Genomic DNA, 26206 nt, shown 5'->3' on the forward strand with positions numbered 1-26206 from the left:
ACACGATAATCTTACCACAGAGGCACAGAGACACAGAGAAAGAAAGAAGAACATATTCGATATGTTAATTGGTTAGCTCTGTGTCTCCGTGGTTAATTTCCAGATCTTCCCGTTGCAAAAATATTTATCCCCGGCTCCAATCCATGGCGAGGAAGGTCTCGGCGACCCGGGGATCGAAATGGGTGCCGCTCTCCTCGGCGATGATACCCCGCACCCGCTCCTCGGGCCAGGCGTTGCGATAGGGGCGGTCGGAACGGAGGGCGTCCCAGACGTCGACGACGGCAAAGATCCGCGCCGCCAGGGGGATCTGCTCTCCCTTGAGCCCCCGGGGATAGCCGCTGCCGTCCCACTTTTCATGGTGACCGTAGGGGACGTCGAGGGCCGGGCGCAGATAGGCGATCGGCGACAGGAGCTCGAAGGCCAGGGTCGGGTGCTTTTTCATGATCACCCATTCCTCGTCGCTCAAGGGGCCGGGCTTGAGGAGGATGGCATCGGGGATCCCCACCTTGCCGATATCGTGCAGGAGCGCGCCGCGGCGGATATGCAGGAGATCCTCGTCCTCCATCCCCATCGCCTGGGCCAGGCGGGTCGCCATGTCGGTGACGCGCAGCGAGTGCCCCTCGGTCTCCTTGTCCCGCAGGTCGAGGGCCCGGGACCACCCCTCGATCGTCTTGTCGTAGGAAAGGACCAGGTCGGCGTTGGAGCGCTGGTATTTGCTGAAGAGCGTCGCGGTTTCGATGGCGATCGCCGCCGGCATGCTCAGCGACTCGAAGAAGTCGAACCACTCCCCATCGGGTTGCAGCGGCGAGCGATGGAAGACTTCGAGCACCCCCTTGACCTCCCCGCGGGCGATCAGGGGGAAGCAGTGGTAGGAAACGAACTTTTCGGCGGTGACCAGAGCGGAGCCGTGCAGCGCCCCGCCGGGGAGTCCGAGATCGTCGATGCTGACCCGCGAGCGCTCGTAGATGGCGGCTCCGGCCGCCCCTTCTCCGATCTTCAGGGAGGTCTTTTCGATGCGGTCGGTATGGAACCCCTTGCTGGCGGCGCATTCGAGGAGGCCGCGGGTCGGATGATAAAGGAGGACCGCGGCGGCATCGATTTTCAGATGGGTCAGGATCTGTTCGAGGAGGATATTGAGGGTCAGGCGCAGATCGAGGCTGCCGGCAATAGCCATGTCCACCGTGCGCAGGGCCGAGAGACGCTGCAGCTGCCGCTCCATCTGCTCGTGGAGCATCGCCCGGCGAATGGCGCTGGCGGCAAGATTGGCGATAAAGAAGAGGAGGCTGATCTCCCGCTCGGGAATCGCTCCGCTGCGGCCGACGCAGATGGCGCAGTTCGTCTCCCCGTAGGCGTTGAGGGGGAGAACGATGAGGGTGCCGGACCCTGCGCTCTCATCCCCAGGACCGACCCCCGGCCCCGGCTCTTGCTGCAGATTCATATAGGGAACCCCCTCCTTGAACACCTGGGGGATCACAGTACTCCGGATCTCGATATTTCCCTTCCGCCAGGGGCAGACCCCCCGGGTGATCTCGACTTTGACCGAGTCGCTCTTCGAGTCTCGAATCAGCAGGCAGGCGCCTTCGAGAGCGACCAGGTCGAGGAGATGCTCGAGAATAATCGGATACATGTCGGCACTCCCCCGGGCGGCGCGCAGGGCGTCGGTGATCCGGCCCAGGGCTTCGAGCTGCCGTTCATGATCCTTGCGTTCGGTGATGTCTTCCTTGAAGGCGATGAAGTGGGTGATGACGCCCTTTTCGTCCTTGAGGGGAGCGACGGTTTGCGCCTCCCAGTACCCCCCTCCCCCCTTCCTGCGGTTGCGGAGGGTTCCCCGCCATTCCTTTCCGGCGGCGATCGTCTTCCACAGATCCTTCAAAACCTGCGGCGGCGTCTCCTCGGACTTGAGGATGCGCGGCGTCTTCCCGAGAACGTCCTCGGAGGCATACCCGGTCAGCCGGGTAAAACTCGCGTTGACGTACTCGATCGTCCCGGCGACATCGGTCACGACCACCGACAGGGGGCTCTGCTCCACCACCAGCGAGAGTTTGCGGACCTGATCCTCCGATGCCTTGCGTTCGGTGATGTCGATGCAGTGGCCGATATATCCCTTGAAGTCGTTGTCCAGATCGGAGAAGGGGTGGGCCATATCGAGGACCCAGCGCCAGGATCCATCCTGGCGGCGGAGCCGGTACTCCTGCGAGAGCGGCTGCCGGACGGCGAAGGCTTTCCGCTGCTCGGCCAGGACGCGATCCCGGTCCTCGGGATGAATCCCCCCGTGCCAGCCGTCGCCGCTCTGGTCGACCAGCGACCGGCCGGTGAAGGCGAGCCAGGTCCGGTTGAAATAGTTGCGGCCTCCTCCAGCGTCGCCCCGCCAGATCATGGAGGGGAAGGCCTCGAAGAGGGTCAGGTAGAAGTTCCGCGATCGCTGCAGCTCCTCTTCCCCTCTTTTGCGCTCGGTGATGTCCTCCACGGTCTCGATGGCGGCGATGACTTCCCCCCGGGCATTCCGGATCGGCGCCGAGTTGAAGGAGATGTAGCGCTCGCGGCCGTTGAGGTCCGGGTACCACCCCTCGGCCTGCAGCCCGGCCGTGATCGCCTGGGAAGGGCCTCCGGAGGGGTAGAAGGACGATATTTCGGCGTCCCGGCCGTCGAGGACCAGATCGGCCAGCAGCGGATGTTCTTCCGGATAAAAGGCCTGCCACCCCTTCTCCGTGCCGAGCAACGATTCAGCAGAGACCCCGGTGAGTTCCTCGCAGGCGCGGTTCCAGAGGAGGACCTTGTGATCGACGCCGAGGACGAAGGTCGGGACGGTGGTGTTCTGCACCAGATTCTCGGCAAATTCCCGCTGCTCCGCGAAAGCCATCTGGGCCAGCCGGCGTTCGGTGACGTCGGTGGCGATCTCCAGGCGCACCATGCGACCGTCTATCCAGCGGATCGCCCGGTCGCGGATCTCGTAATAACGGCCGTCGAAGGTGGTGGGCGATTCCCACTGGTAAACCCCCGTCGGCTCGCCGTCGGGACCGAGAAGCTTGTCGTTGGGACAATGGCCGCAGGGGCAGGACTCGCCGCTCTGCAGGGTCCGCCAGCAGGTGTTGCCGGCCATCTCGCCGACGGTCTCCCGGGCATACCTGTTGTCGAAGAGGATCTCCCGGGACTCCATGTCCGAGACATAGATGATCGAGTCGAAGCTGTCGAGGACGGTGAGGAGCCGCTCCTGGTCCAGTCGGGCCGCCGCCAGCAGGGCCTTGCGCTCGCCGATATCGACCATGGCGCCGACCAGACCGGCAGCCGTGCCGTCGGGACGGGTAAAAACAGCCTTGTGGACGAGTAACTCCTTCGGAACACCGTCGGAACCGACCACGGTCGTTTCGTAGTGCTGGACTCCGCCGCTGGCCATCAGGGCCCGATCCGCCTCTTCATAGACGGCGGCCAGCTCGGAAGGCGCCACATCCCGGACGCTGTGACCGACAATCTCCCCGCGGTGTCGACCGAGATACGTTTCGAAAGCCTCGTTGCAGCCGAGATAGAGTCCCTGCTCATCCTTGTAGAAGATCGGCGCCGGCAGGGCATCGATAATGGTCTGCAGCAGGGAGTTTTTCTCCTTGAGCGCCTTTTCGGCCGCCCGCCGCCGCGCCCTGTTCCAGATCATGGCCAGCGCCAGGGAGGCAAGAACGATCAGAACGCCCAGGGCGCCCCAGACCTGCCATTTGTGCAGGGAATAGTAGGTGGTGGGACGGTTGAGGATCAGGCTGTTTCGGGGGAGGAGGGCCGGGGAAATGGCGAAACGCCGCAGTTCCTGGTCGTCGAACATGTAGAGAGCGGGGCGGGTGACGGCGATGGGAATCGCCGAGGCCTCCTCGCCGCGCAGGATGCGTACCCCGAGAGCGGCGGCGACCTCACCGACGGCGCGTGCCACGAGGACCTTGCCGCCGACGATGCCGTTGCCGATGAGGAAATCCCAGTACCCGTACACCGGCACGGCAGACGCCTGTCGTACCAGCCGGACGCTCTCGACGTAGGAGAGACGCCGTCCGGAGTCCTCCCGGAGGGGAGCCGAGAGGATCACCAGACTCTCCGCCCCCAGCGCGCCGAGGCGCTCGAAGGCCTCCGCCTCGGTCAGATCGTAGCAAAAAGAGAACCTGACCCGGGACTCGGACTCGGCCACCACAGGGCGGATTTCCCTGTCGAGACTCCGCCCGGCCGCGTCGACCGTACTGCCGATCACCAGGATCTCCCGAGCCCCGGGATGAAGGCGCACCATCAGCTCCACCGTGTCGTGCACCGCCGTCTCGGTGACGACGCCGGTCACCCCCCGGTGATTGGCGAGCAGGTAGGGTTGAAAGCCGTTGACGCCGGAGAAGACGATGGGGGTCCCGGCAAAGAGCTCGTCCCGGTATTTGAGAGCAAAGTCAAAGGCATCGTTGTCGGAAACGAGCAGCAGATCGAAATGCCGTCCGGCCAGTTTGTAACGCAGGGTCGGCTCCACCACCCGGGTGATGTAGTCGGGGCCGGGGTTGCGTTTGCTGTCGAGATACTCGACCTGGATCTGCAGATCGAGCCCCGAATCGTTGAGGGTATCCTGCATGCCGGTGTCGAGATCGGCCGTCCAGCGCAGGGCCGCATCGTAGGAGTGCAGGATCAGAACCTCCTGCGCCCCCCCGGCCGCCCCCCACCCCTGCCCCCCGGAAAGAAGGAGGAGGAAAACGGCAAAGACGATCGGGACGAGCCGTGAGATAGGACGGAAGAAGGATTGAGCAAATAGCATATTCGGTCTCCGGTAAGGGAGGTTGGCGGAAGGGGCAAAATATCAGGAAAACTGTCGCGGCTGGTTTCTTCGGATCGGGGTGAAAGAGCTCTTTTGAAAAAATTCAAAAAAATGGCTCATAATCCAGGCACCTCCCTGTTGTCTGCAATAACTGCTCCATTCTTTAATCCTCAGGAGGGGTCGCCGTTTTTCCACCTTCGGCAGGGAAAAGAAAAAAACCGCGGCGCTCCGGAGGGGAGCGCTGCGGTCTCGGGCCAAATATTTGACAGGGGAGGGTCGCAGGATACGGGAGAGAAAAGAGGGCGGAAAGGAATCGGTTTGTCTTCATCCCTTTTATCAGGGATAATGCGAACATGAAAAAATCTACAGAAAGCACCCCGGCAAAAGACCAACGGCCGGTCCTCATTCTCGGCGCCAGCGGTTATATCGGCGGCCGCCTGATCCCCCTCCTGCTGGCCGCCGGCTACCCCGTCCGGGCGATGGCCCGCTCCCCGGGCAAGCTCAAGGGGCGCCCCTGGTCCGGCCATCCGCGCCTGGAAATCGTCCGCGGCGACGTCTTCGACCGGGACTCCCTTCTAACGGCGGCCCGCGGCTGCCGGGCGGCCTACTACCTGGTCCACTCCATGAATCCCAGGGTCGCCGATTTCGCCGAGAGCGACCGCCGGGCGGCCGGCAACATGGCCGAAATCGCCGGCGAAGCGGGGCTCGAGCGCCTGATCTATCTCAGCGGCCTCGGCGACGAGGACGCCGGAATGAGTTCGCACCTGCAGTCCCGTGCCGAGGTGGCCCGCATCCTCGCCGAAGGACCTGTGCCGGTCACCGTACTGCGGGCGGCGATGATCATCGGCTCGGGGAGCGCCTCCTTCGAGATCCTCCGCTACCTGGTGGACCGGTTGCCGGCCATGGTCACGCCCCGCTGGGTCTCCACCCCCTGCCAGCCGATCGGGGTGCGCAACGTCCTGCACTACCTCACCGGCTGCCTCGAGGTGCCGGAGACCGCCGGGGAAACCTTCGACATCGGCCAGGAAGAGATCGTCACCTACCGGCAGCTGATGGAGATCTACGCCGAAGAGGCCGGACTCCCGAAGCGCCTCATCCTGCCGGTCCCCTTTCTCACACCGCGCCTGAGTTCCTACTGGATTCACCTCGTCACCCCGATCCCCGCGGCCCTGGCCCGCCCCCTCGCCGAAGGCCTCAGTTGTCCGGTGGTCTGCCGGGATCTCCGCATCCGCGACCTCATCCCCCAAAACCTCCTCGACTGCCGCCAGGCGATCCGCCTCGCCCTCGACCGCCAGCAGCAGGAGATCGAGACCTCCTGGAGCGACTCGGGTCCCCTCCCCCCGGCCGAATGGGCGATGACCGGCGACCCCGGCTGGGCAGGGGGGACGGTCTGCGACGATTCCTGGCGGATGGTGCTGGACGGGACGCCCGAGGAGATCTGGCCGGCCCTGGCCGCCATCGGCGGGCGGACCGGCTGGTACTACGCCGACTGGCTGTGGAAAGTGCGCGGCCATCTCGACCGGCTGGTGGGCGGGGTCGGGCTCTCCCGGGGTCGGCGCTGTGCCATCGACCTGCGGACGGGCGACGCCCTCGACTTCTGGCGGGTGATCGAGGCCGAGCGGCCGTCTCTGCTCCTTTTCGGCGCCGAGATGAAGCTCCCCGGAGAGGCGGTCCTCGCCTTCCGCCTGCACCCTCTCGACGACGGGAGCACCGAACTGCAGCAGATCGCTCGCTATCTCCCCCGCGGCCTGCTCGGCCTCCTCTACTGGTACGCCGTTTCCCCCTTTCACCGCCTGGTCTTCACCGGAATGCTCCGCGGCATCGCAAAAGCCGCCGGTAAAAAGATCGTCACCGGCCCGGAACGGATGCCCGCTCCAAAATAATTGTTAAACGCTGGAGTCTTCAACGCGGAGAGCGCGGAGAAAATCGGGGGGACGCAGAGAAGGGGCGTAAAAGAGGCGGGGAAGAAGGGGAAAGCGGATTCATTCCTTTGCGGGAATAAGACTTTAATGGCGCCGTCCCGTTCATCGGGACGGCGCCATCCTTTGGTTAACCCTGCCACTCCTCCGGAGAGAAGATCGCCTCGACGGACTTTTTCCCCGGCGGAACCATGGGGAAGGAATAGCAGTCGGGATCGATGTCGACATCGATGACCACCGGCCCGTCGATGGCCATCGCCTTTTCGAGAACGCCGGCGAGATCCTCCTTTTTGACGACCTTGAAGGCGGCGACCCCGAAGCCGCGGGCGACCATGCAGAAGTCCACATGGTTGCCGATGCAGGTCGAGGCGTAGCGCTCCTTGAGAAAGACCTTCTGGAACTGGCGAACCATGCCGAGCTTGCCGTTGTTGAGAACCACCGTCTTCACCGGCAGGTTGTAGTAGGAGCAGGTGGCGAGCTCCTGGATGTTCATCTGAAAGGCGCCGTCGCCGTTGATGGCGAAGACCGGCCGCCCCGGGTTGCCGAGAGCGGCGCCCATGGCCGCCGGCAGGGCGTACCCCATGGTGCCGAGACCGCCGCTGGTGATGTACTGGCGGGGGCCGGGAAAGGGGAGATAGTTGGCGGTCCACATCTGCGAGAGGCCGACGTCGGAGGCCACGATCGGCGCATCTCCGGCGACGGCGGAGATCGCCTCCATGATTTCGTGGGGGACGAGTTCGGGACGCTCGGGGCGCGGCAGGGGAGCCTGTTTCTTCCAGTCCTCGATCTCCTGCAGCCAGGCGCTGCGATCCTTCTTCTCGATCAGCGGAATCATGACTTCGAGGGCCTCGCGCACGTCGCCGACGATGGGGAGGTCGACCTTGACCACCTTGCGGATGCTCGCCGGGTCGATGTCGACGTGGATGATTTTCGCCCGGGGGGCAAAGGCATCGACCCGGCCGGTGACGCGGTCGTCAAAACGGGCGCCGAGGGCGACCAGACAGTCGCAGTCATGGACCGCCTTGTTGGCGTACCAGGCGCCGTACATGCCGAGCATCCCCACGGCCAGGGGCGAAGCGGGATCCATGACGCCGATGGCCATCAGGGTGTGGGTCACCGGGATAGTCCCCGCCGCAGCCAGGGACCGCAGCAGCTCCGCCGACCCGGAGAGGGTAATGCCGCCGCCGGCATAGATCAGGGGGCGCTTGGCCTTGTTGATCATCGCCGCCGCCTTCTTGAGCTGGTTGAGATTGACGGCCGGTTTCTCCTGATAGCCGCGACGGGCCACCTCACCGGGGATCTGCGCCTCGATCTTCGCCGCCAGGACGTCGCTGGGGAGATCGACCAGGACCGGACCGGGACGGCGGGTGCGGGCGACGAAGAAGGCTTCGCGAACGATTCGGGCCAGGTCCTTGACGTCGGTCACCAGGTAGCTGTGCTTGGTGATCGGCCGGGTGATGCCGATCATGTCCGCCTCCTGAAAGGAGTCGTTGCCGATATCGCGGGTCGTCACCTGGCAGGTCAGGGCGACCATCGGCACCGAATCCATGTAGGCGGTGGCGATCCCCGTGACCAGGTTGGTGGCCCCCGGACCGGAGGTGGTCAGGCAGACCCCGACCTTGCCGGTGGTGCGGGCATAACCATCGGCGGCATGGGCCGCCCCCTGCTCGTGACGCACCAGGATGTGATTGATCCCCGGTTCATCGAGCAGGGCGTCGTGCACCAGCAGCGTCCGGGCGCCGGGGTAGCCGAAGATGGTGTCGACCCCTTCGAGCTTGAGGCATTCGAGCAGAATCTGAGCTCCGGTCTTCATGGCAAACACTCCTTCCGTTTGGGGATGATTCAAAAAAATTTCAACGCTGAGCCGCAAAGAGCGGAGAGGTGGAGAGAACTTATCTCAAAAACAACCTTCATCTCTGCGGTCGGCATTACCTCTCGGCGTCTCTTGCCTAAAACCCTTCGTGCGGGTTGTGAATCCGAAAAAAAAGGCCGCCGGGTTGCCCCGCGGCCTTTTTTCCGATGAAAAAAGGGAGCGCGGGATGTTGCCCGCGCTCCCTGTCCTGTCAGTGTTTCCTCGACGTGGGCAGCAGCGAGCCGTCAGCTTACGACGACTACGACGACCCATAGCAGAGGAATATCCATAATTTGACGAAACATTGTTTTATCTCCAGTGAGGGTCAATATAACGAAGGCTGCATGAATCGTCAAGGGGGTTTTTAGCCCTCGGAGGGAAGTAAAGGATGCGATTAAAATTCCTCCTTGACTCGGCGTCCCGAACTGGCCTAGTCTTCCGGAGTGATCGTTCAGTCCGCAACCGGAGGCGCCATGACCCAAGAGAAAAAAGATAAACGCTGCGCCATTCTTCAGGCGGCCCTCGAAATTTTTGCCGAGAATGGTTTTCACGGGTCACCCACCTCGATGATCGCCGAAAAGGCCGGAGTCGGCACCGGCACCCTCTACCGCTACTTCGAGAACAAGGACGACCTGATCCGGGAACTCCACAAGGAGATGGATCTCCGGGCCCGGGAAGTGATTCTCACCGATTACGCCACGACCCTTCCGATTCCCGAGCGTTTTTTCAAGCTTTTTTCCAACCTGATTCATTACACGACGGCGAACCCCCGCGAGTTTCGTTTTCTCGAGCAGTTCTACAATTCCCCCTATGGCATCGCCGTGCGCCAGGCTCGCCTGCAGGATCCCGAGAACCTTGAAGCCGATCCCTTTGTCGCTCTCTTCGGCGAGGCAAAAAAAGAGGGGTTCATCGTCAACCTCCCCACGGAAGTCCTCATGGCCCTGACCGCCGGTCCGGCGTTCTTTTTAACCCGCAGCAAACTGGCCGGATTTATCAATCTCGATGAAGAGCTGATTCAAAACACCATCCAGGCCCTGTGGAAGGCGATCAAGCGCTAAGGGCAGCTTTTTGCCGGGCCAGAGGGAACCATTTTTTTCGGAACACATTCAGGAGTGACCAGTCACTCCGTGATTTTCAACCAGAACAAGGACATGTTGACCATGGAATCGAGACAGTCAAATCCCGAGCTCAATAAGGGCCGGCGCGGAAAGATTCTCGCACTGGTGGCCCTGGCCCTTTTTGCCGCCCTCGCAATCGGCGTCACCCTCTTCACCCACCCGGCAGCCCTTGCCGAAAACAAACCGGCCTCCCCTCCGCCCCGCCCGGCAACGACCGTCGAGGTCGCCGAGGTGATCGTCGCTCCGGGTCGGCGCGAGATCGCCAGCGTCGGCACCCTGCGCGCCAACGAATCGATCATTCTCCGCCCCGAGATCGGCGGCCGCATTGCCCGCATCCACTTTGCCGAAGGGACGCAGGTCAAGGAGGGGGAGCCGCTCGTCACCCTCGACCGGACGGTACTGCAGGCCCAGTTCGACCAGATCGAGGCCTCCCGCGCCCTGCACCTGGCCAATTACAAACGGGCCGAGGCGTTGCTCTCCGACCGGGCCATTTCCGAGCGCGAGCGCGACGAGGCCTACGCTCAGTGGCAGCTCGACGAAGCCAGTGTCCGCCTGGCCCGGGCCCAGCTGGCCAAGACGGTGCTGAAGGCTCCCTTTTCCGGAACGATCGGCCTGCGCCAGGTCAGCGTCGGCGATGTCGTCGCCCCGGGCCAGGCTCTGGTCAATCTCGAGGACATCAGCCGTCTCAAGGTGGAGCTCCACCTCCCCGGGATACAATCGTCCCGCATTGCCGTCGGCCAGAAGCTGAACCTGACCACCGACTCCTTCCCGGACATGGATTTTGCCGCTGAACTCTACGCCATCGATCCCCGCTTCAACGAAAAAGGGGGGAGCATCGCCGCCCGCGCCCTCCTCGACAACCGCGACGGCCTGCTGCACCCGGGGCAGTTTGTCAACAGCCGCCTGGTGGTGGAAGAGCATGAGGGCGCCCTCTTTATCCCCGAGCAGGCGGTGATTCCCCAGCCCGGCAAGATGTTCGTGATGAAGGTGGTCGAGGCCAAGGCGGTGCTGACCCCCATCGAGATCGGGCCGCGGCGCGACGGTCTGGTGGAAATCCTCACCGGCCTTTCCGCCGGCGACTTCGTCGTCACCGGCGGCCTGCAGAAGATCGGCGACGGCAGCCCGGTCAATGCCGTAAAAGCCGATCCGCAGATGTTCGCCAAGGTCCATTAGCCTCCTGAACAAGGAGCTCTCACCACAGAGGCACGGAGACACAGAGGTAAAAAACCTATGATACTAAAGACTTCTCTGTGCCTCTGTGCCTCTGTGGTAAAAAAATCCGTACATTTCAAGTCGCGATTCCTGATGGGGAGTGAACGGTTCATTTCAACAAACAGTAGAAAGCAATAGATCATGCAGATTTCCGAACTCAGCATCAAGCGCCCGGTCCTGGCCTCGGTCATGAGCCTCTTTATCCTCCTGGTCGGACTGGTGGCCTACGACCGCCTCTCGGTGCGGGAATATCCCAACATCGATGAACCGACGGTCTCGGTGACCACCGCCTATGAAGGGGCCAGTCCCGAGATCATCGAAACCGAGGTCACCACGGTCATCGAGGACTCGCTTTCGGGGATCGAGGGGATCAAGAGCATCACCTCCCAGAGCCGCCAGGAGGTCAGCCAGATCTCCATCAAGTTCAACATGGACCGCGACGCCGACGACTCCGCCGCCGAAGTCCGCGACCGGGTGGGGCGCATCCGCGGCAAACTCCCTCTCGAGATCCAGGAACCGATCATCGCCAAAGTCGAGGCCGACGCTTCGCCGATCATCTATATGGCCTTTTTCAGCGACCGTCACTCGACCACCGAGATTACCGACTACGTCGACCGTCACGTCACCGATCAGCTGGAGATGATCTCCGGCGTCGCCGAGGCCCAGATCCTCGCCGAACGCCGCTACGCCATGCGCATCTGGCTCGACCCTTCAAAAATGGCCGCCCGCGGCCTCACGCCGCAGGATGTGGAAAACGCCCTGCGCGCCCAGAACCTCGAGGTCCCGGGGGGGCGGATAGAAAGTGCGGCCCGCGAATTCACCATACTCACCGACACCGCACTGAACACCCCCGAGGAATTCGAGGAGATCGTCCTCGGCAATAGCGACGGCTATCTGGTGCGCCTCAGGGACATCGGCCGCGCCGAAATCGGCGCCGAGAGCGAGCGGACCAACCTGCGTTTCAACGGCGAGCAGTCGGTGGCCATCGGCATCGTCAAACAATCGACGGCCAACCCCCTCGACATTTCGGCGGAGCTCAAAATCCTCCTCCCCGAACTGCGCAAATCCCTCCCGGCGGGGATGAACATCGAGATGGCCTTCGATTCCTCCATCTTCATCGAACGCTCGATCAATAATGTCTTTTCCACCATCTTCGAAGCGGTGGTGCTGGTTCTCCTGATCATCTTCGTCTTTTTGCGATCCTTCCGCTCGACGCTGATCCCGCTGGTGACCATACCGGTGTCGCTGATCGGCGCCTTTGCCCTCATGTGGGCCTTCGGCTTCACCATCAACACCCTGACCCTTCTCGCCCTCGTCCTGGCCGTCGGCCTGGTGGTCGACGACGCCATCGTCGTCCTGGAGAACATCCACCGCCACATCGAGGATGGGCTCTCTCCCCGGCAGGCCGCGCTCAAGGGGAGCCGCGAAATCGGCTTTGCCATCATCGCCATGACCTTCACCCTGGCGGCCGTCTACATCCCCGTCTCCCTCATGGAGGGGCGCACCGGCAAACTCTTTACCGAGTTCGCCCTGACGCTGGCCGGCGCCGTCATCGTCTCCGGTTTCGTCGCCCTGACGCTGACGCCGATGATGTGCTCCAAGATGCTTCGCCACCAGGCCCGCCACAACCGCCTCTTCCGGATCATGGAGAGCTTCTTCGATGGTCTCGACAGCCTCTATCGCCGGGTTCTCGGCGCCTCGCTGCGCACCCGCCTCATCGGCGTCGCCATCGCCCTGGCAGCGGCCGGCGGCACTTGGGCGCTTTTGGCCGGGCTCCCCTCGGAACTCTCCCCCAGCGAGGACCGCGGGGTTCTCTTCTCCATCTTCATTGCGCCCGACGGGTCGAGCCTCGAATATACCGACCATTACATCAAGCAGGGGGAGGCGATCTTCGCGCAGGTCCCCGAAAAGAGGTACATATTCTCCATTGCCGGACGGACCGTGGTTTCCGAAGGACTCTCGATTCTCAACCTCAAGGACTGGAGCGAGCGAGAACGCTCCTCGCAGGAGATTGCCGCCTCCCTCGGACCCCAGCTCTTCGGCATTCCCGGCGTCCTCGCCTTCCCCATCGTCCCGCCGTCCCTCGGCCAGCCGGCCTTGAATCAACCGGTGCAGCTGGTGGTGAAGACCACCGCCTCCTACGACGAACTCTCCACCATGGTCGGAAATCTTTTGGCCGAGATCCGCAACAACCCGAACATCGTCGCCACCCGGTCCGATCTCAAATTCAACACCCCCGAATTGCGCCTGGCCATCGATCGCGACAAGGCGGCCAATCTCGGCGTCAATATCGCGACCATCGGCCGCACCATCGAAACGATGATGGGAGGGCGGGACGTCACCCGCTTCAAGGTCGACGGCAAGCAGTACGACGTCAAGGTGAAGATCGAGGAGACCCGGCGCAACGCCCCCGGAGACCTGAACCAGATCTACGTCCGCACCGGCGGCGGCGAGACGGTTCAGCTCTCCAACCTGGTGACCATCGCCGAGGGGGTCAGTCCCCAGTCCCTCAACCACTTCGACCGCAGCCGGGCGGCCATCATCAGCGCCAACCTCCTCCCCGGCTATGCCCTCGGCGAAGCCCTGACCTATCTCGAGGGGACGGCGGCCAAAATCCTCCCCGACAACGCCCGCATCGACTACACGGGACAGTCCAGGGAGTTCAAGGATTCGAACAGCGGCCTGGCGGTGACCTTCATCCTCGCCCTGGCCTTCATCTACCTGATGCTTTCGGCCCAGTTCGAAAGCTTCGTCGATCCCTTCATCATCCTCCTCACCGTCCCCCTGGCGATGGTCGGGGCGCTCCTCGCCCTGGAGTTGACCGGCAACTCCCTCAATATCTACAGCCAGGTCGGCCTGATCACCCTCATCGGACTGATCACCAAGCACGGCATCCTCATCGTCGAGTTCGCCAACCAGCTGCAGGATGCCGGGAAGACCAAGCTGGAAGCGGTCATCGAGTCGGCGACCTTGCGCCTGCGTCCGGTGCTGATGACCACCGGGGCGATGGTTCTCGGCTCCCTCCCCCTGGCCCTGGCCCACGGCGCCGGCGCCGAAAGCCGGCAGCAGATCGGCTGGGTCCTGGTCGGCGGCCTCTCTCTGGGGACCGTCCTCACCCTCTTTGTAGTGCCGGCCGCCTACGTCCTCATCGCCCGCAAGCGGAAAGCGGCCGTGGGCGAGGATGAACCGGCAACGATCCCCGTACCTGAATCCGCCAGGGCCTGACAAAAATAAAGGAACCGATCATGAAATCACCGCTTCGAACCCTGGCCACCCTGGCCCTGCTGATCCTGACCCTGCCGGCCTGCACCCTCGGCCCGGACTACCACCGACCGGTCATGGAAACTCCGCTCGGCTTCAAGGCCGAAGGGTCCTGGCAGGAATCCGCTCCCCGGGATGAGCAATCCCGCGGCTTGTGGTGGGCGGTCTTTAACGATCCGGCCCTCAATGAACTGGAACAGAAGGCCTCCACGGCCAACCTGGAAGTGCAGGCGGCCGTGGCGCGCTTCGATCAGGCCAGGGCGCTCCTCGGCGTCAGCCGGGCAGAATTCCTGCCGCGAGTCGATTTGAACGCTTCGGGTCAACGTTCAAAAATATCACTCAGTCAATTCGGCATTGACTCAAGTGGGCCAAGTTCCTTTATCACCAACTATTACAATATCCCTTTGGATCTGAGCTATGAGATCGATCTCTGGGGGCGGGTGCGGCGCAGCGTCGAGGCGGCATCCGCTGACGCCGACGGGAGCCTGGCCGCCCTGGAGGCCATCCGCCTGACGTTGCAGGGAGAGGTCGCCCGCAGCTACTTCGCCCTGCGTACCGTCGACGCCCAGAGCGCCCTGCTGCAGCGCAACATTGACCTGCGCCGCCAGTCCCTGAATCTGGTGACCAGCCTTTTCGACAACGGCCAGATCGGCGAACTCGATGTCGCCCGGGCCAGGGCCGAGCTGGCGGCGACGGAGGCCGAACAGGCCGGACTGCAGGAAAGCCGCAGCAAGCTGGAAAACGCCCTCGCCGTCCTGGCCGGGCAGAACCCCTCCACTTTCAACCTGGCCGTGGCTCCCCTCGACGTCCGGGCGCCGGCCGTCGCTCCCGGCCTGCCGGCCTCCCTCCTCGAACGGCGCCCGGACGTCGCCGCCGCCGAGCGGTCGATGGCGGCGGCCAACGCCCGCATCGGCGTCGCCAAAACCGCCTTTTTCCCGGCGATCCGCCTCACCGGCAACGCCGGCTTTTCCTCCAGTGAAACGGCCGATCTCCTCAACTGGGACAACCGCACCTGGGGGCTGGGGCCGAGCCTCTCCCTCCCCATCTTCTCCGGCGGACGGAATCGGGCCAATCTGCAGCGCAGCAAGGCGGTCTACGAGGAGGCGGTGGCCAATTACCGCCAGCAGGTGCTGGTCGCCTTCCGCGACGTGGAAGACGCCCTTTCCGCCCTGACCGCCCTCAAGAAACAGGAAGAGGCGCAGCAGCGGTCGCTGCAGGCCGCACTCAGAGCCTCCGACCTTTCGGACAAGCGCTACCGCGCCGGGCTGGTGAGCTACCTCGAGGTCGTCGACAGCCAGCGCACCGCCCTGCAGAGCGAGCGCCTGGTCACCGACATCCTCGGCCGGCAACTGCAGACAACGGTCACCCTGATCAAATCCCTGGGGGGCGGTTGGGAAGAGGCCGCACTGTAAATGGGATCCTGGATGAGACTCGGCATGGCCTGGGGAAATAAAACGGCCGCGGAAGGAGCGGCGCTCGCCGGAGCTCTGCCGGGACGGGGGAAGAGAGGGCGACGGGTGTTCGCGGCCGGAGCAGGAGCCCTCCTGCGCCTGACCGTCGTCGCCGTCCTCCTTTGCTTCGAGGCGATGGCCCTGACGCTGATGGAGCTGCAATGGATCTTTGTCGCCAATCTCTACCTCCTCCCCCTCGCCCTCTTCTCCCTGATCGGCCTGCGAGGCGGGAGCAAGGGGAAAAGAGGCTCCCGGGATTGACTCTCCCCCGGCTTCCGGCAAACCCTCCTCGCTTTTTCTTTTCATCAATTCCCGAAATCACCTTTCTTTCCTCGACAATCCATTAAAATACCTTATATTTATCGTCGACCTGCACACCGATTCAGGGAGAGGCCGGCGCATGAGCGAAACGACACCACAAAAGGCACGTCGCCCCCTCGACCTTCGCCGCTATACCCTTGCCCTGCTGATCGCCTGGACCCTCTGCATCGGCGCCTCCCTGGCCTGGAATCTTGTCCAGAACCACCGCACCATCCTCGGCATCGCCCGCAATTCCGCCCGCAACGCCTTCGACAAGGACCTCCTCTACCGGCGATGGGGCGCCCTCTACGGACCGGTCTATCTCCCCGTCTCCCCCCAGGTTCCTCCCAATCCCTACCTCGATGTGCCGGAGAGGGAGGTGACGACCACCTCGGGACGGACCCTGACCATGGTCAATCCCGCCTACATGACCCGAATGGTCTACGATCTTGCCGAAAAGAGCCACGGCATCCGCAGCCACCTCACCAGCCTCAACCCCCTTCGCCCGCAAAACGCCCCCGATCCCTGGGAGATCGAAGCCCTGCGACGCTTCGCCGAGGGGGAAAAGGAGATTTCCAGCGTCGTCTCTACGGAAGGCTCCGAATACCTGCGCTTCATGCGCCCCTTTTGGGTCGAGGAGGCGTGCCTCAAGTGCCATAGCCGACAGGGGTACAAAATCGGCGATATCCGCGGCGGAATCAGCATCTCCATCCCCCTGGCTCCCCTCTGGAGCGCCAATCACGGCACCATTGTCGCCTACGTTCTCGGACACGGACTCCTGTGGTTTCTGGGTCTGGGGGGAATCGCTCTCGGGGTCGGGTCCCTCCGGGGGCAGATACGCAGACGGGAGGCCGCTGAAGATTCCCTCCTCGAGAAGGAAACCCATCTCGCCTTTCTTGCCAATCACGACACCCTCACCGGACTCCCCAATCGCCACCTCCTTCACGACCGCCTCGACCAGGCCATCGCCAGGGCGCAGCGATCGCAGCGGCGAATCGCCATCCTCCTGATCGAACTCGACCGTTTCAAGACCATCAACGATTCCCTCGGCCACTCCGTCGGCGACCGGGTGCTCTGCGAAATCACCGGGCGCCTGCTCGGCACGGTTCGCAAATCCGACACCTTTGCCCGGCTGGGAGGGGACGAATTTCTCCTTCTCCTCGACGACGTCGGCCAGGTCGCCTCCATCGTCACCATGGCCCAGCGCCTGCTGCTGGACATCGACCAGCCGATCCGGATCGACAGTTTCCGCGTCCAGGTCACCGCAAGCCTCGGCATCTGCCTCTTTCCCGACGACGCACTCGACACGGAAGGGCTCCTCAAATGCGCCGAAGTCGCCATGTACCGCGCCAAGGAGATGGGGCGCAACAACTATCAGTTCTACACTCCCGACATGAACGCCCGCGCCCATGAATTCCTGGAGATGGAGAACGACCTGCGCCGCGCCCTTGATGAGGACCAGTTCGTTCTCCATTACCAGCCCCAGGTCGACATGATCACCGGCCAGCTGATGGGGGTCGAGGCGCTTTTGCGCTGGCAGCATCCGCAAAAAGGGATGATCCCCCCCGGCGACTTCATCCCCCTGGCCGAGCAAACGGGACTGATCATCCCCATCGGCGACTGGGTGCTGCGCACCGCCTGTGCCCAGAATCGGGCCTGGCAGGACGCCGGCCACCCGCCGGTCACCATGGCCGTCAACATTTCCATGCGCCAGTTTCTGCAGACCGATCTGGTGACGGAGATCACCCGCACCCTCGAAACCACCGGGTTGGCTCCACAGTTCCTCGAAATTGAAATCACCGAGAGCATGCTGATGAGCGACTTCGACAACTCCCTGGCGACCCTGCAGGCGCTCTCGCGCATGGGGGTCCGCATCGCCATCGACGACTTCGGCTCCGGTTTCTCCTCCCTGAGTCACCTGAGGCTCTTCCCCCTCCATCGCCTCAAGATCGACCGCTCCTTCGTCAGGGACCTCGGAGACGCCCCCCAGAGCAGGGCCATCGCCGGCTCCATCGTCTCCCTCGCCTGGAATCTCGGCCTCGAGCCGATCGCCGAGGGCGTGGAAATCGAAGAACAACGGGACATCCTCTGCGAACTCGGTTGCCGGCAGGCGCAGGGATTCCTCTTCGCCCGCCCTCTTGCCGCCGCCGACTTCATCGAATTTCTCCGCTGATATCCCGCCTGTTTCGCACCCCTGAATCATTCCGAAACATCCTTCCTCCTCCAGAATTGTCCCTCCCAGGAGCCTGTCGGACTATACGGGCCGAAGCGAAAAATTGGTTATTTGAGGACAGATTCGAGCTCGTTTGAGGGCCAATAGCCATCTCTATTGGTCGAAAAGGAGCTCGGATATGGACCAAATAGACGATTTTGCAGCCGGCTCATGGATAGTCCGACAGGCTCCTAGCTGCGCTGAATAGTTCCCTTGCCGTATTGACAAGCCATACGTGTATGTTAACCAATTAAAAAACAGCAACTTTTTAAAGAACAACCCCGGAAGAAAAAGGGACGGAAAAAGCCGGGACTTCTGCAAGGATGGACGGAGGAGCTGCCTGATAAATCCGGCAAAAGGCTTTTTTACCCTTGAATTGAAACCAGCATCCACCTGAGGACAGCAAGGCGGCCAACCCGGCCAAGGAGGCGTCATGAAAGGACAGAGTCCCGGCAGCATTTTCTCGAAGACATTCCGACCCCCAGCCCTCACCGTCAGCCTGTCGGCACTGCTTCTCTCGACGCTTCTCGTCGCCTGCGGCGGAGGGGGGGGGGACTCTGCGCCGACAACACCCGTCACGCCGACCATCACCTATCTTGCCGCCCCGGCGGTCAGTCCCGCAGGCGGCGCAACGGATATTTCGGTCTCTACCTCGATCAGCGCCGACTTCAGCGAAGCCCTCGATCCAGCCTCGGCAGCAACGGCCATGATTCTGAAAAACTCCGGCGGCGCGGTCATCCCGGCCGAGGTCGTCTGCCTCGGATCGACGTTGACTTCTTTTCCGGCTTCCTCCCTGGCCTATGGCGAAACCTATACGGTGACCATCGGAACCGGCCTCAAGGGGATGAGCGGAGACCATCTGGAACTTCCAAAAACCTGGTCCTTTACGACTGTGTCCGCCTCTCCCGGGGACCCTCTGACCTATTTCCCCACCGATAACGGCCGCACCTGGGAATTTACCGGGACGATCAACACAAGTCCCTTCGTCAACACCCTGACGATCTCCGGAACGGACGTTGTCAATGGAATTACCGTTGATGTCTATACCGAATCGAACCGCGACGACGACGGCCTGACCATGAAAACCTATCGCCTCAAGGACGGCGACGGACTCTGGTACTATGGCACCGACGACCCCGCCGACACCCTTACTCCGCTGCTGGCCCCCTACCGGGAGATGGTCTTCCCTTTGACCCCAGGCGCAGGCCAGATGATTCTGGCCAAAACCGGGATCGATTACGGCCAGGACGAAGACGGCGACGGGATCAATGAAACCTGCGACGTCGCCATCAGCACATTGATGGAAAAATTTGAGGATCTTTCCCTCCCAGCCGGCAATTTCACAGCAACGGCCAAGATCAATACTCTGACGCAGATCGAAATCACCCTCTCCAGGGACGGTTCCGCTTTTGTCGTCCAGGAGTGGAACTCCAAGTGGTATGCCCCGGGAATCGGTCCGGTCAAGCGCGACAGCCTGTTCAGCACTCCGCTCGGCATCACCAGGGTCATTGAGGAGCTCAGCGCCTTCACCGCCCCCTGAGCGGACGTACGGGCAGGGTAAAAACACCGCGGGCCGCCGGATCGTTTACTGTTCCGGCGGCCCGTTGCCGTTTGCGGTCTTTCCAAGACACCCCTTTTTTGACACAGCGCCCCAAAGGTGGTATAAATTGCTTCGCATTGAAAACATTTCGACAGAAACCTTTCTTATCGACATTTTTTCGAACGACCACCAGGAAAGAGAAGAGCCATGACCTTCAGAGAGGCTAAACCCTCGGGTTTTGCTCAGGGGACAGACATTGCCGCCGACCCGGGGGCGACCATCCTGAGCTATGTACCGCAAATTCCTAAAGGAAGTTATGAGTTGCGCATCCTCCAGTCGCTGCGGCAGATCATACGCGCCATCGAAATTCATTCCCACAAACTGGTCCAGGACTACCAGATCACCGGCCCGCAGCTCAACTGCCTCCTCGCTCTGCAGGAACACGAGAGTTTGACACCGACCGCCCTGGCCCACATCGTCTACCTGAGCCCCAGCACCATCGTCGGTATCGTCGACCGTCTCGAGGAAAAGGGACTGGTCGACCGCAGCCGCAGCAGCAGGGATCGTCGGCAGGTGCAGATCACCATCACCGCCGCAGGCCGGGAACTGACGACAAGCGCCCCCTCCCCTCTTCAGGAGACCCTGGTCGAACGCCTCAGGGCGCTGCCGGAAACCGAGCAGGTGACCATCATCCGGGCTCTGGAAAAAGTCGCCGATCTGATGGACGCCCGCAAGATCGACGCCGGACCGGTTCTGGAAACCGGACCGCTTTTGCCCCCCGCGCACCCAAAGTAACGCCTCGAAAAGAAACCACGCCGTCCCTGCGCCCTCCGATAAAGATCCCGGGGGGGCCTGGAAACCCAATAAGTTTCACAACGACTTCAGCAGAAAGAAATCGACGTCCCTGGCGGCTGCACCCGCTTCGCCACCAAAGACGCCCGTACCTATTTCTGCCCAACCCAGGAGAAACAAATGCCCATCTACAGCCCCAACCAGCAGGAACTTGCCGGAAAGATTTCCCAGGACAAAGTCACCCTGTCGAACTGGAGAGACTGGGCCTGGCAGCGCAAACATTCCATTCAGGACATATCCACCGTCGAATCCCTTCTGGGGATCACCTTCGGCGCCGACGAACGGAAGAAACTCGAGGAGACCCTCGAAACCTTCCCCCTCTCCATCACCCCCTATTACCTCTCCTTGATCGACACCGACGACTGGCGCAACGACCCGGTCTTCCGCCAGGCCTTCCCCTCCCCCTGCGAACTGGAGATCGACCGCCACGACATGGCCGATCCCCTGGACGAGGACAAGGACAGCCCGACTCCCGGCATCACCCATCGCTACCCTGACCGGGTGCTGCTGCAGATCAGCAATGTCTGCGCCATGTACTGCCGTCACTGCACCCGCAAGCGCAAGGTCGGGGACGTGGACTCGATTCCTGGGAAGGACGCGATTCTCGCCGGCATCGACTACATCCGCAACACCCCGGTGATCCGCGACGTCCTCCTCTCCGGCGGCGACCCGTTCATGCTCTCGGACGACTATCTCGACTGGATCCTCACCGAGCTGCGGACGATCCCCCACGTGCAGGTCATCCGCATCGGGACGCGCATGCCGGTGGTTCTCCCCTACCGGGTGACCGACAAGCTGGTGGCCATGCTCAAAAAGCACCACCCGCTGTGGATCAACACCCATTTCAACCATCCGCGGGAAATCACCACCTCGGCCCGGGAAGCCCTGGCGCGCATGGCCGACGCCGGTATCCCCCTGGGAAACCAGACCGTCCTCCTCGCCGGAGTCAACGACTGCCCGCGGATCATGAAATCCCTGGTGCACAAGCTGGTGGAAAACCGGGTGCGCCCCTATTATCTCTATCAGTGCGATCTCTCCCGCGGGCTCTCCCACTTCCGCACCCCGGTCGGCAAGGGGATCGAGATCATGGAGAGCCTGATCGGCCACACCAGCGGCTTTTCCGTGCCGACCTACGTCATCGACGCCCCCGGCGGCGGCGGCAAGATCCCGCTGACGCCCAACTACCTCATCTCTCTCTCCACCAACAAGGTGGTGCTGCGCAACTTCGAAGGCGTCATCACCACCTACCAGGAGCCGGAAAATTACCAGTCGGGCTTCTGCGACCGCAAATGCGATGACTGCCACCTGCAGCTCAATCTGGAGGAGGCCGAGGAAATCGGTGCCACCGGCATCGAGATGCTGCTGTCGGACCACGACGCCACCATTTCCCTGACCCCGGAAAACAACGAACGCATGGAGCGCCGCAACAATGACTGATGAAATCATCACTATCGGCAATTCGTCGATCCAGCACGGCAAACACAGCAACCGGGCCTATCTCATGAACCTGGCCCCCGGCGACCTCCCCGCCGTCCTCCCCTATCTGGACGACCTCGCCCGCACCGAGGGGTACACCAAAATATTCGCCAAGGTCCCGGCAAAAGCGAAGAAGGATTTCATGGCCAACAGCTACCTCTCCGAGGCGACCATTCCCGGTTTTTATCGGGGGGAGCGGGACGTCTGCTTCATGGGGAAATACTTCGATGCCGAGCGGAGCGAGGAGCGCAATCCCGACCTTGTTCAGGCCGCACTCGACGCCGCCCAGGGGAAGGAGCCGCTCCTCGAGGTGCCGCCTCTTGCGGCGCCCCTGCACTGCCGGATGGCCCTGGCCGAGGACGCAGAGGCCATGGCGCAGCTTTACCGCCAGGTCTTTGCCACCTACCCCTTTCCGATCCACGACCCGGAATACCTGCAGGAGACGATGGCCTCCCATGTCGATTATTTCGGGATCTGGAACGGTGATGAATTAATCGCCCTGGCTTCGGCGGAAAAGGATCTTGCCGGGGAAAACGCCGAGATGACCGATTTCGCCACCGATCCGGCCTTCCGTTCCCGGGGGCTGGCCAACTACCTTCTCGCCCGCCTGGAGCAATCGGCCGGCCGCCAGGGGATCCGCACCGCCTTCACCATCGCCCGCGCCTACTCCTACGGCATGAACATCACCTTTGCCAAGAGCAGCTACACCTACAGCGGCACCCTGACCCACAACACCCAGATTTCGGGGAAACTCGAGAGCATGAACGTCTGGTACAAGGATCTGCAGGCATAAACTTCGCCTCAGTCGCAGTTAACCCTTCTCTTCATAAAACAACACGGCCCCGACGAAAAAACCATCCTTCGTCGGGGCCGTGCTGTTTGGACTTTATCACGCCGTGTCGGCTAGAACACCCGGTTGCCGATCCTCCTGACGAGGGCCTGCGCCGGAGCGAAGCCGGGTTGAATTCCCAGGGCCCGGTGGCAGTCTTCCAGCGCCTGGGTGAAGAGCTGCAGCTCGTAGCAGGTCTGGGCACGCCCCCAGAAGGCATCGAACTGGGATGGATTGATGGCCAGGGAACGATCGTATTCCTGCAGGGAATCGTGGAAACGCTTCAGGACCCGATAGGTCAGGGCGCGGTTGTTGAGACAGCGGACATTCTCGTCGTCGAGATCGAGGGCCCGGGAGAAATCTTTCAGGGACCGCCGGTAGTCCGAAAGGGCGAAATAGGCCATTCCCCGGTGATTGTAGACCAGGGAGCGCACCGGATCGGTCAGCTTCATGCGCAATATCTGCGAGTACAGTCCGACGGCCCGTTCCAGCTCGTCATTGCTGTGGGCCCGGAGCGCCTCGAGCATCGCCTTTTCCAGTGAGACGCCGCCGCTCAAAAGAGGCGTCTCGGCCGTGGAAGCCGGATGGAGATCAGGGAAAGGCGGAGGGGTGATGGAAATGCATCGTTCCCCCGACAAGGTGGCTTCCAGGCTCTGGCGGCGCTTGCGGTCGCGGGAGCGGATCTCTTTCTGGTAGTCGCGGATTTCCTGAAAAATAAGATCGGAGAGGGTCAGGGTGGCATTGAGAGAGGCCAGTTTGCGCTTGATCGACTCGTTGGGGAGGGAGATGTCGGACTTGTAGATCAGTTCGTGTTCCACCTCGGCCCAGGCGTCCTGGAGAATGGTCCGCAGCTGCACCTCGCAGACCGCCGCACCGTACGGCACCCCGCCGTCGAGGCGCCGGTCATCGATTCTGACGAGGAGATGGACCGAATCGTAGGCAAACTCCCGGAACGAGTGGTGCCCCCCTTTATGCTCCCATTCGACGATCTCCAGGGCAGAGGAGAGGAGGCGTTCGACGGCATTGACGTCCTCGAGGAAGGGAAAAACGATCCGCAGGGCGATGACGTCGGTGATGAGCGGCTGTTTTTCCCCCTCCGGGCGCCGGCTGACCCGCAGCAGTTTGTCGAAGTAGGCCTCGAAGCGCTTGACCCGGAATTTAATGGTCGGGGTAAATCCGTTTTTTTCCAGCAGGGTGCGCACCTCCCCCTGCAGATCCTGCAGAATCGCCTCATAGGCCGGTTTCTGGGCCTGATAGACCGCCCGAACCGCCTCCCGGTCAAAGGTGTCGCCATTCTTCCTTGTCGCCGGTTTTTCCATCGGCACCCTTCTCTTTCTGAAACAGGACTAGGACATTCCCGAAGTTCCACTTTTTTGAACGTCCTGAGGCGCTTCCTCCCCGGTCGTTTTCAGTAGCGCCCTGGCCAGTTCGAGTTCCGGCGCGGCGCCGAGGACCACCAGGGTATCTCCCCCTTCCACGCGCTGTTCGGCCGGGGGGGAATAGATGATCCGTTCGTTGCGCAGCACGCCGACCACCGTCACCCCGGTGCGGCTGCGGAAGGCCAGTTCGGCCAGAGTCTTGCCGACACCGGAGAAGGTAGCAGGGACCTCCATGAATTCGATCTCCCCTTCCTGCAGGGCGGAAAGGTAGCGGGAAAGGTCGGCCGGCGGCGTTGTCGGGCGGCGCAGGCCGCCGTAATGGGATTGACGCAGACCGGCGATCAGCTTCAGCGTTCGCCCTTCGGGGACGGCAAAGCGGCGAAGGAGGCAGGCGGAGAGCTGCAGACTGGCCTCGAACTCATCGGGGATCACCTCGTCGGCTCCGAGAGCGGTGAGGTGATCGAGCTCGAGAACAAAGCGGGTCCGGGCGAGGATGTAGAGGGAAGGATTGAGCTCCCGGGCGGCACTGATGGCCCGAGCCAGGGCCGATGGGTCGTTGATCGCCAGGACCACCGCCCGGGCGTGCTCGATCCCCACCCCCTCGAGAACCGCCGGGGAGGTGGCGTCGCCATAGACGATCATCTCCCCGGTCCCCCGGGCGCGGCGGACCACCTCGCCGTTCATCTCCACATGAACATAGGGGATATGCACCTCCCGCAGCACCCGGGCGACGTTGCGCCCCGAGACGCCGTAGCCGGCGATGATCACGTGCCCCTCGAGAACGGCCGCGCCTCCCAGTTCCGCCTCGAAATCGACCTCCTCCCTGCCGCCCAACCAGGCGGCCAGCCGGGCGGCCAGCGCCGGAGCTCTGGAAATCAGGAGCGGGGTCGCCATCATGGTCAGGGCGATCACCGACAGGGTCACCTGGTAGACCGACTCGGGGATGAGTTCGAGAAGCATCGCCTTCTTCAGGAGGATAAAGGAGAATTCCCCGACCTGAAAAAGGAAGAGCCCCGAGAGGAGGGCAATGCGCAGGGGATAGCGCGGCCAGAGGGCCGCCAGGGTGGCGACGAGGATCTTGAGGAGGGAAAGGAGGAGAAAAAGACCGAGAACCAGGGGCCAGTCGGTGACGAGGCTCCCCACGTTGACCAACATCCCCATGGAGATGAAGAAGAGGGCGAGAAAGGTGTCGCGAAAGGGGATAATGTCGCTGAGCACCTGGTGGGAATAGTCCGATTCGGCCAGCGCCAGGCCGGCGAGAAAGGCGCCGAGCGCCAGGGAGAGACCGGCCTCGTTGGTGAGCCAGGCGGTCCCCAGGATCAGGGCGAGAATCGTCAGGCGGAAGAGTTCCGGGGCGCGGGTGCGAAGGATGGAGCGCAAAAGCGGCTGCAGCAGGTATCGGGAGAAGACAAATAGCCCCACCAGCAGGCCTGCCGTGCGAACGATCCCCACCGGGGAAAATTCCCCCCCCGTCCCCCCGAGAAGAGGGAGAACGACGAGAAAGAGGATGACGGCCAGATCCTGGAAAAGAAGAACGGCCAGGGAAACCCGGCCGTGGGCGGAGTCGACCTCTCCCCGCTCCATAAGGAGCTTGAGGACGATGGCCGTCGAGGAGAGGGCCAGGGCCATCCCGAGGACGGCGGCGGTTCGGGTGGAGAGCCCCAGCCAAAGGGCGCCGGCGAAGACCAGGGCGCCGGTGAGCAGGACCTGGGTCAGGCCGCATTTGAACATCAGCCCCTTGAGGCGCAGGATCCGGGTAAAGGAGAATTCGAGGCCGATGGTGAAGAGGAGCATGATCACACCGATTTCGGCCATGATCTCGACTTCGTGAACGCCGCTGATCAGGGAGAAACCGTAGGGACCGACGAGCATTCCGCTGACCAGATAACCGATGATCGGCGACAGATTCAGCCGGCTGAAGAGCCAGGCGCTGGCCAGGGCGACCCCCAATAGGGTCAGGATATCCTGAAGGAGGGAAAGTTCGGGCATGGAAATCGAAACTCCTGTCGTTGTCCGAAAAAGGGAGAGCCGGCCATTTTCGCT

At 62.6% G+C, this 26206-nt stretch carries 15 protein-coding genes; 11 read left to right on the top strand and 4 right to left on the bottom strand.

Annotation, left to right across the window (positions count from 1 at the left end; all coding sequences use genetic code 11):
* Positions 1-124: 124 nt before the first annotated feature.
* A complete protein-coding gene (locus DSOUD_RS12210) occupies positions 125-4762 on the bottom strand; it encodes a PAS domain S-box protein (RefSeq protein ID WP_053551273.1) in 4638 nt (1545 codons plus the stop codon).
* Positions 4763-5115: 353 nt separating this feature from the next.
* Between DSOUD_RS12210 and DSOUD_RS12215 the strand changes: the two genes are divergently transcribed.
* Positions 5116-6645 carry an SDR family oxidoreductase gene (locus DSOUD_RS12215; protein ID WP_053551274.1) on the top strand — a complete coding sequence of 510 codons (1530 nt, stop codon included), beginning with the start codon at positions 5116-5118 and terminating at the stop codon, positions 6643-6645.
* Between the two features lie 166 nt (positions 6646-6811).
* On the opposite strand, the gene ilvB is transcribed toward DSOUD_RS12215, so the two are convergent.
* Positions 6812-8494 (bottom strand): biosynthetic-type acetolactate synthase large subunit, encoded by a 1683-nt coding sequence (gene ilvB, locus DSOUD_RS12220; protein ID WP_053551275.1) that lies wholly within the window; start codon positions 8492-8494, stop codon positions 6812-6814.
* 512 nt (positions 8495-9006) lie between these two features.
* On the opposite strand from ilvB, the gene DSOUD_RS12225 reads away from it, so the two are divergent.
* From DSOUD_RS12225 to ablB, 10 genes are all read left to right on the top strand, one after another.
* Positions 9007-9591, top strand: coding sequence for a TetR/AcrR family transcriptional regulator (locus DSOUD_RS12225; RefSeq protein WP_053551276.1), 585 nt, complete (start codon positions 9007-9009; stop codon positions 9589-9591).
* 102 nt (positions 9592-9693) lie between these two features.
* Positions 9694-10824, top strand: coding sequence for an efflux RND transporter periplasmic adaptor subunit (locus DSOUD_RS12230; RefSeq protein WP_157671862.1), 1131 nt, complete (start codon positions 9694-9696; stop codon positions 10822-10824).
* A gap of 180 nt (positions 10825-11004) precedes the next feature.
* Entirely contained in the window at positions 11005-14088 is a 3084-nt protein-coding gene (locus DSOUD_RS12235; protein ID WP_053551278.1) for an efflux RND transporter permease subunit, read from the top strand.
* 20 nt (positions 14089-14108) lie between these two features.
* On the top strand, positions 14109-15536 hold the full coding sequence (locus DSOUD_RS12240) for an efflux transporter outer membrane subunit (protein ID WP_053551279.1): 1428 nt from the start codon (positions 14109-14111) through the stop codon (positions 15534-15536).
* A 24-nt stretch (positions 15537-15560) separates the two neighbouring features.
* A complete protein-coding gene (locus DSOUD_RS12245) occupies positions 15561-15836 on the top strand; it encodes a hypothetical protein (protein ID WP_157671863.1) in 276 nt (91 codons plus the stop codon).
* A 139-nt stretch (positions 15837-15975) separates the two neighbouring features.
* Positions 15976-18048, top strand: coding sequence for a putative bifunctional diguanylate cyclase/phosphodiesterase (locus DSOUD_RS12250; RefSeq protein WP_053551281.1), 2073 nt, complete (start codon positions 15976-15978; stop codon positions 18046-18048).
* A 472-nt stretch (positions 18049-18520) separates the two neighbouring features.
* Positions 18521-19627 carry an Ig-like domain-containing domain gene (locus DSOUD_RS12255; protein ID WP_053551282.1) on the top strand — a complete coding sequence of 369 codons (1107 nt, stop codon included), beginning with the start codon at positions 18521-18523 and terminating at the stop codon, positions 19625-19627.
* Between the two features lie 207 nt (positions 19628-19834).
* On the top strand, positions 19835-20422 hold the full coding sequence (locus DSOUD_RS12260; protein ID WP_082351258.1) for a MarR family winged helix-turn-helix transcriptional regulator: 588 nt from the start codon (positions 19835-19837) through the stop codon (positions 20420-20422).
* Positions 20423-20599: 177 nt separating this feature from the next.
* On the top strand, positions 20600-21916 hold the full coding sequence (gene kamA, locus DSOUD_RS12265) for a lysine 2,3-aminomutase (RefSeq protein WP_053551284.1): 1317 nt from the start codon (positions 20600-20602) through the stop codon (positions 21914-21916).
* The gene (gene ablB / locus DSOUD_RS12270; RefSeq protein WP_053551285.1) at positions 21909-22748 is read left to right on the top strand and encodes a putative beta-lysine N-acetyltransferase; all 840 of its coding nucleotides are present in this window, start codon (positions 21909-21911) and stop codon (positions 22746-22748) included. The genes kamA and ablB overlap by 8 nt, the downstream gene beginning before the upstream one ends.
* A gap of 110 nt (positions 22749-22858) precedes the next feature.
* On the opposite strand, the gene DSOUD_RS12275 is transcribed toward ablB, so the two are convergent.
* Complete coding sequence (locus DSOUD_RS12275; RefSeq protein ID WP_053551286.1) at positions 22859-24103, bottom strand: RelA/SpoT domain-containing protein; 1245 nt, start codon at positions 24101-24103, stop codon at positions 22859-22861.
* Between the two features lie 27 nt (positions 24104-24130).
* Entirely contained in the window at positions 24131-26152 is a 2022-nt protein-coding gene (locus DSOUD_RS12280) for a monovalent cation:proton antiporter family protein (protein WP_053551287.1), read from the bottom strand.
* Between the last annotated feature and the right edge of the window lie 54 nt (positions 26153-26206).

The organism is Desulfuromonas soudanensis (assembly GCF_001278055.1).
GTDB classification, from domain to species: domain Bacteria; phylum Desulfobacterota; class Desulfuromonadia; order Desulfuromonadales; family WTL; genus Deferrimonas; species Deferrimonas soudanensis.

Coding starts and splice junctions, on each gene's coding strand:
- DSOUD_RS12280 (WP_053551287.1), bottom strand. CDS start 26,152: ATGCCCGAACTTTCCCTCCTTCAGGATATCCTGACCCTATTGGGGGTC.
- DSOUD_RS12255 (WP_053551282.1), top strand. CDS start 18,521: ATGAAAGGACAGAGTCCCGGCAGCATTTTCTCGAAGACATTCCGACCC.
- DSOUD_RS12240 (WP_053551279.1), top strand. CDS start 14,109: ATGAAATCACCGCTTCGAACCCTGGCCACCCTGGCCCTGCTGATCCTG.
- ablB (WP_053551285.1), top strand. CDS start 21,909: ATGACTGATGAAATCATCACTATCGGCAATTCGTCGATCCAGCACGGC.
- DSOUD_RS12230 (WP_157671862.1), top strand. CDS start 9,694: ATGGAATCGAGACAGTCAAATCCCGAGCTCAATAAGGGCCGGCGCGGA.
- DSOUD_RS12225 (WP_053551276.1), top strand. CDS start 9,007: ATGACCCAAGAGAAAAAAGATAAACGCTGCGCCATTCTTCAGGCGGCC.
- DSOUD_RS12260 (WP_082351258.1), top strand. CDS start 19,835: ATGACCTTCAGAGAGGCTAAACCCTCGGGTTTTGCTCAGGGGACAGAC.
- DSOUD_RS12235 (WP_053551278.1), top strand. CDS start 11,005: ATGCAGATTTCCGAACTCAGCATCAAGCGCCCGGTCCTGGCCTCGGTC.
- ilvB (WP_053551275.1), bottom strand. CDS start 8,494: ATGAAGACCGGAGCTCAGATTCTGCTCGAATGCCTCAAGCTCGAAGGG.
- DSOUD_RS12245 (WP_157671863.1), top strand. CDS start 15,561: ATGGCCTGGGGAAATAAAACGGCCGCGGAAGGAGCGGCGCTCGCCGGA.
- DSOUD_RS12250 (WP_053551281.1), top strand. CDS start 15,976: ATGAGCGAAACGACACCACAAAAGGCACGTCGCCCCCTCGACCTTCGC.
- DSOUD_RS12210 (WP_053551273.1), bottom strand. CDS start 4,762: ATGCTATTTGCTCAATCCTTCTTCCGTCCTATCTCACGGCTCGTCCCG.
- kamA (WP_053551284.1), top strand. CDS start 20,600: ATGCCCATCTACAGCCCCAACCAGCAGGAACTTGCCGGAAAGATTTCC.
- DSOUD_RS12215 (WP_053551274.1), top strand. CDS start 5,116: ATGAAAAAATCTACAGAAAGCACCCCGGCAAAAGACCAACGGCCGGTC.
- DSOUD_RS12275 (WP_053551286.1), bottom strand. CDS start 24,103: ATGGAAAAACCGGCGACAAGGAAGAATGGCGACACCTTTGACCGGGAG.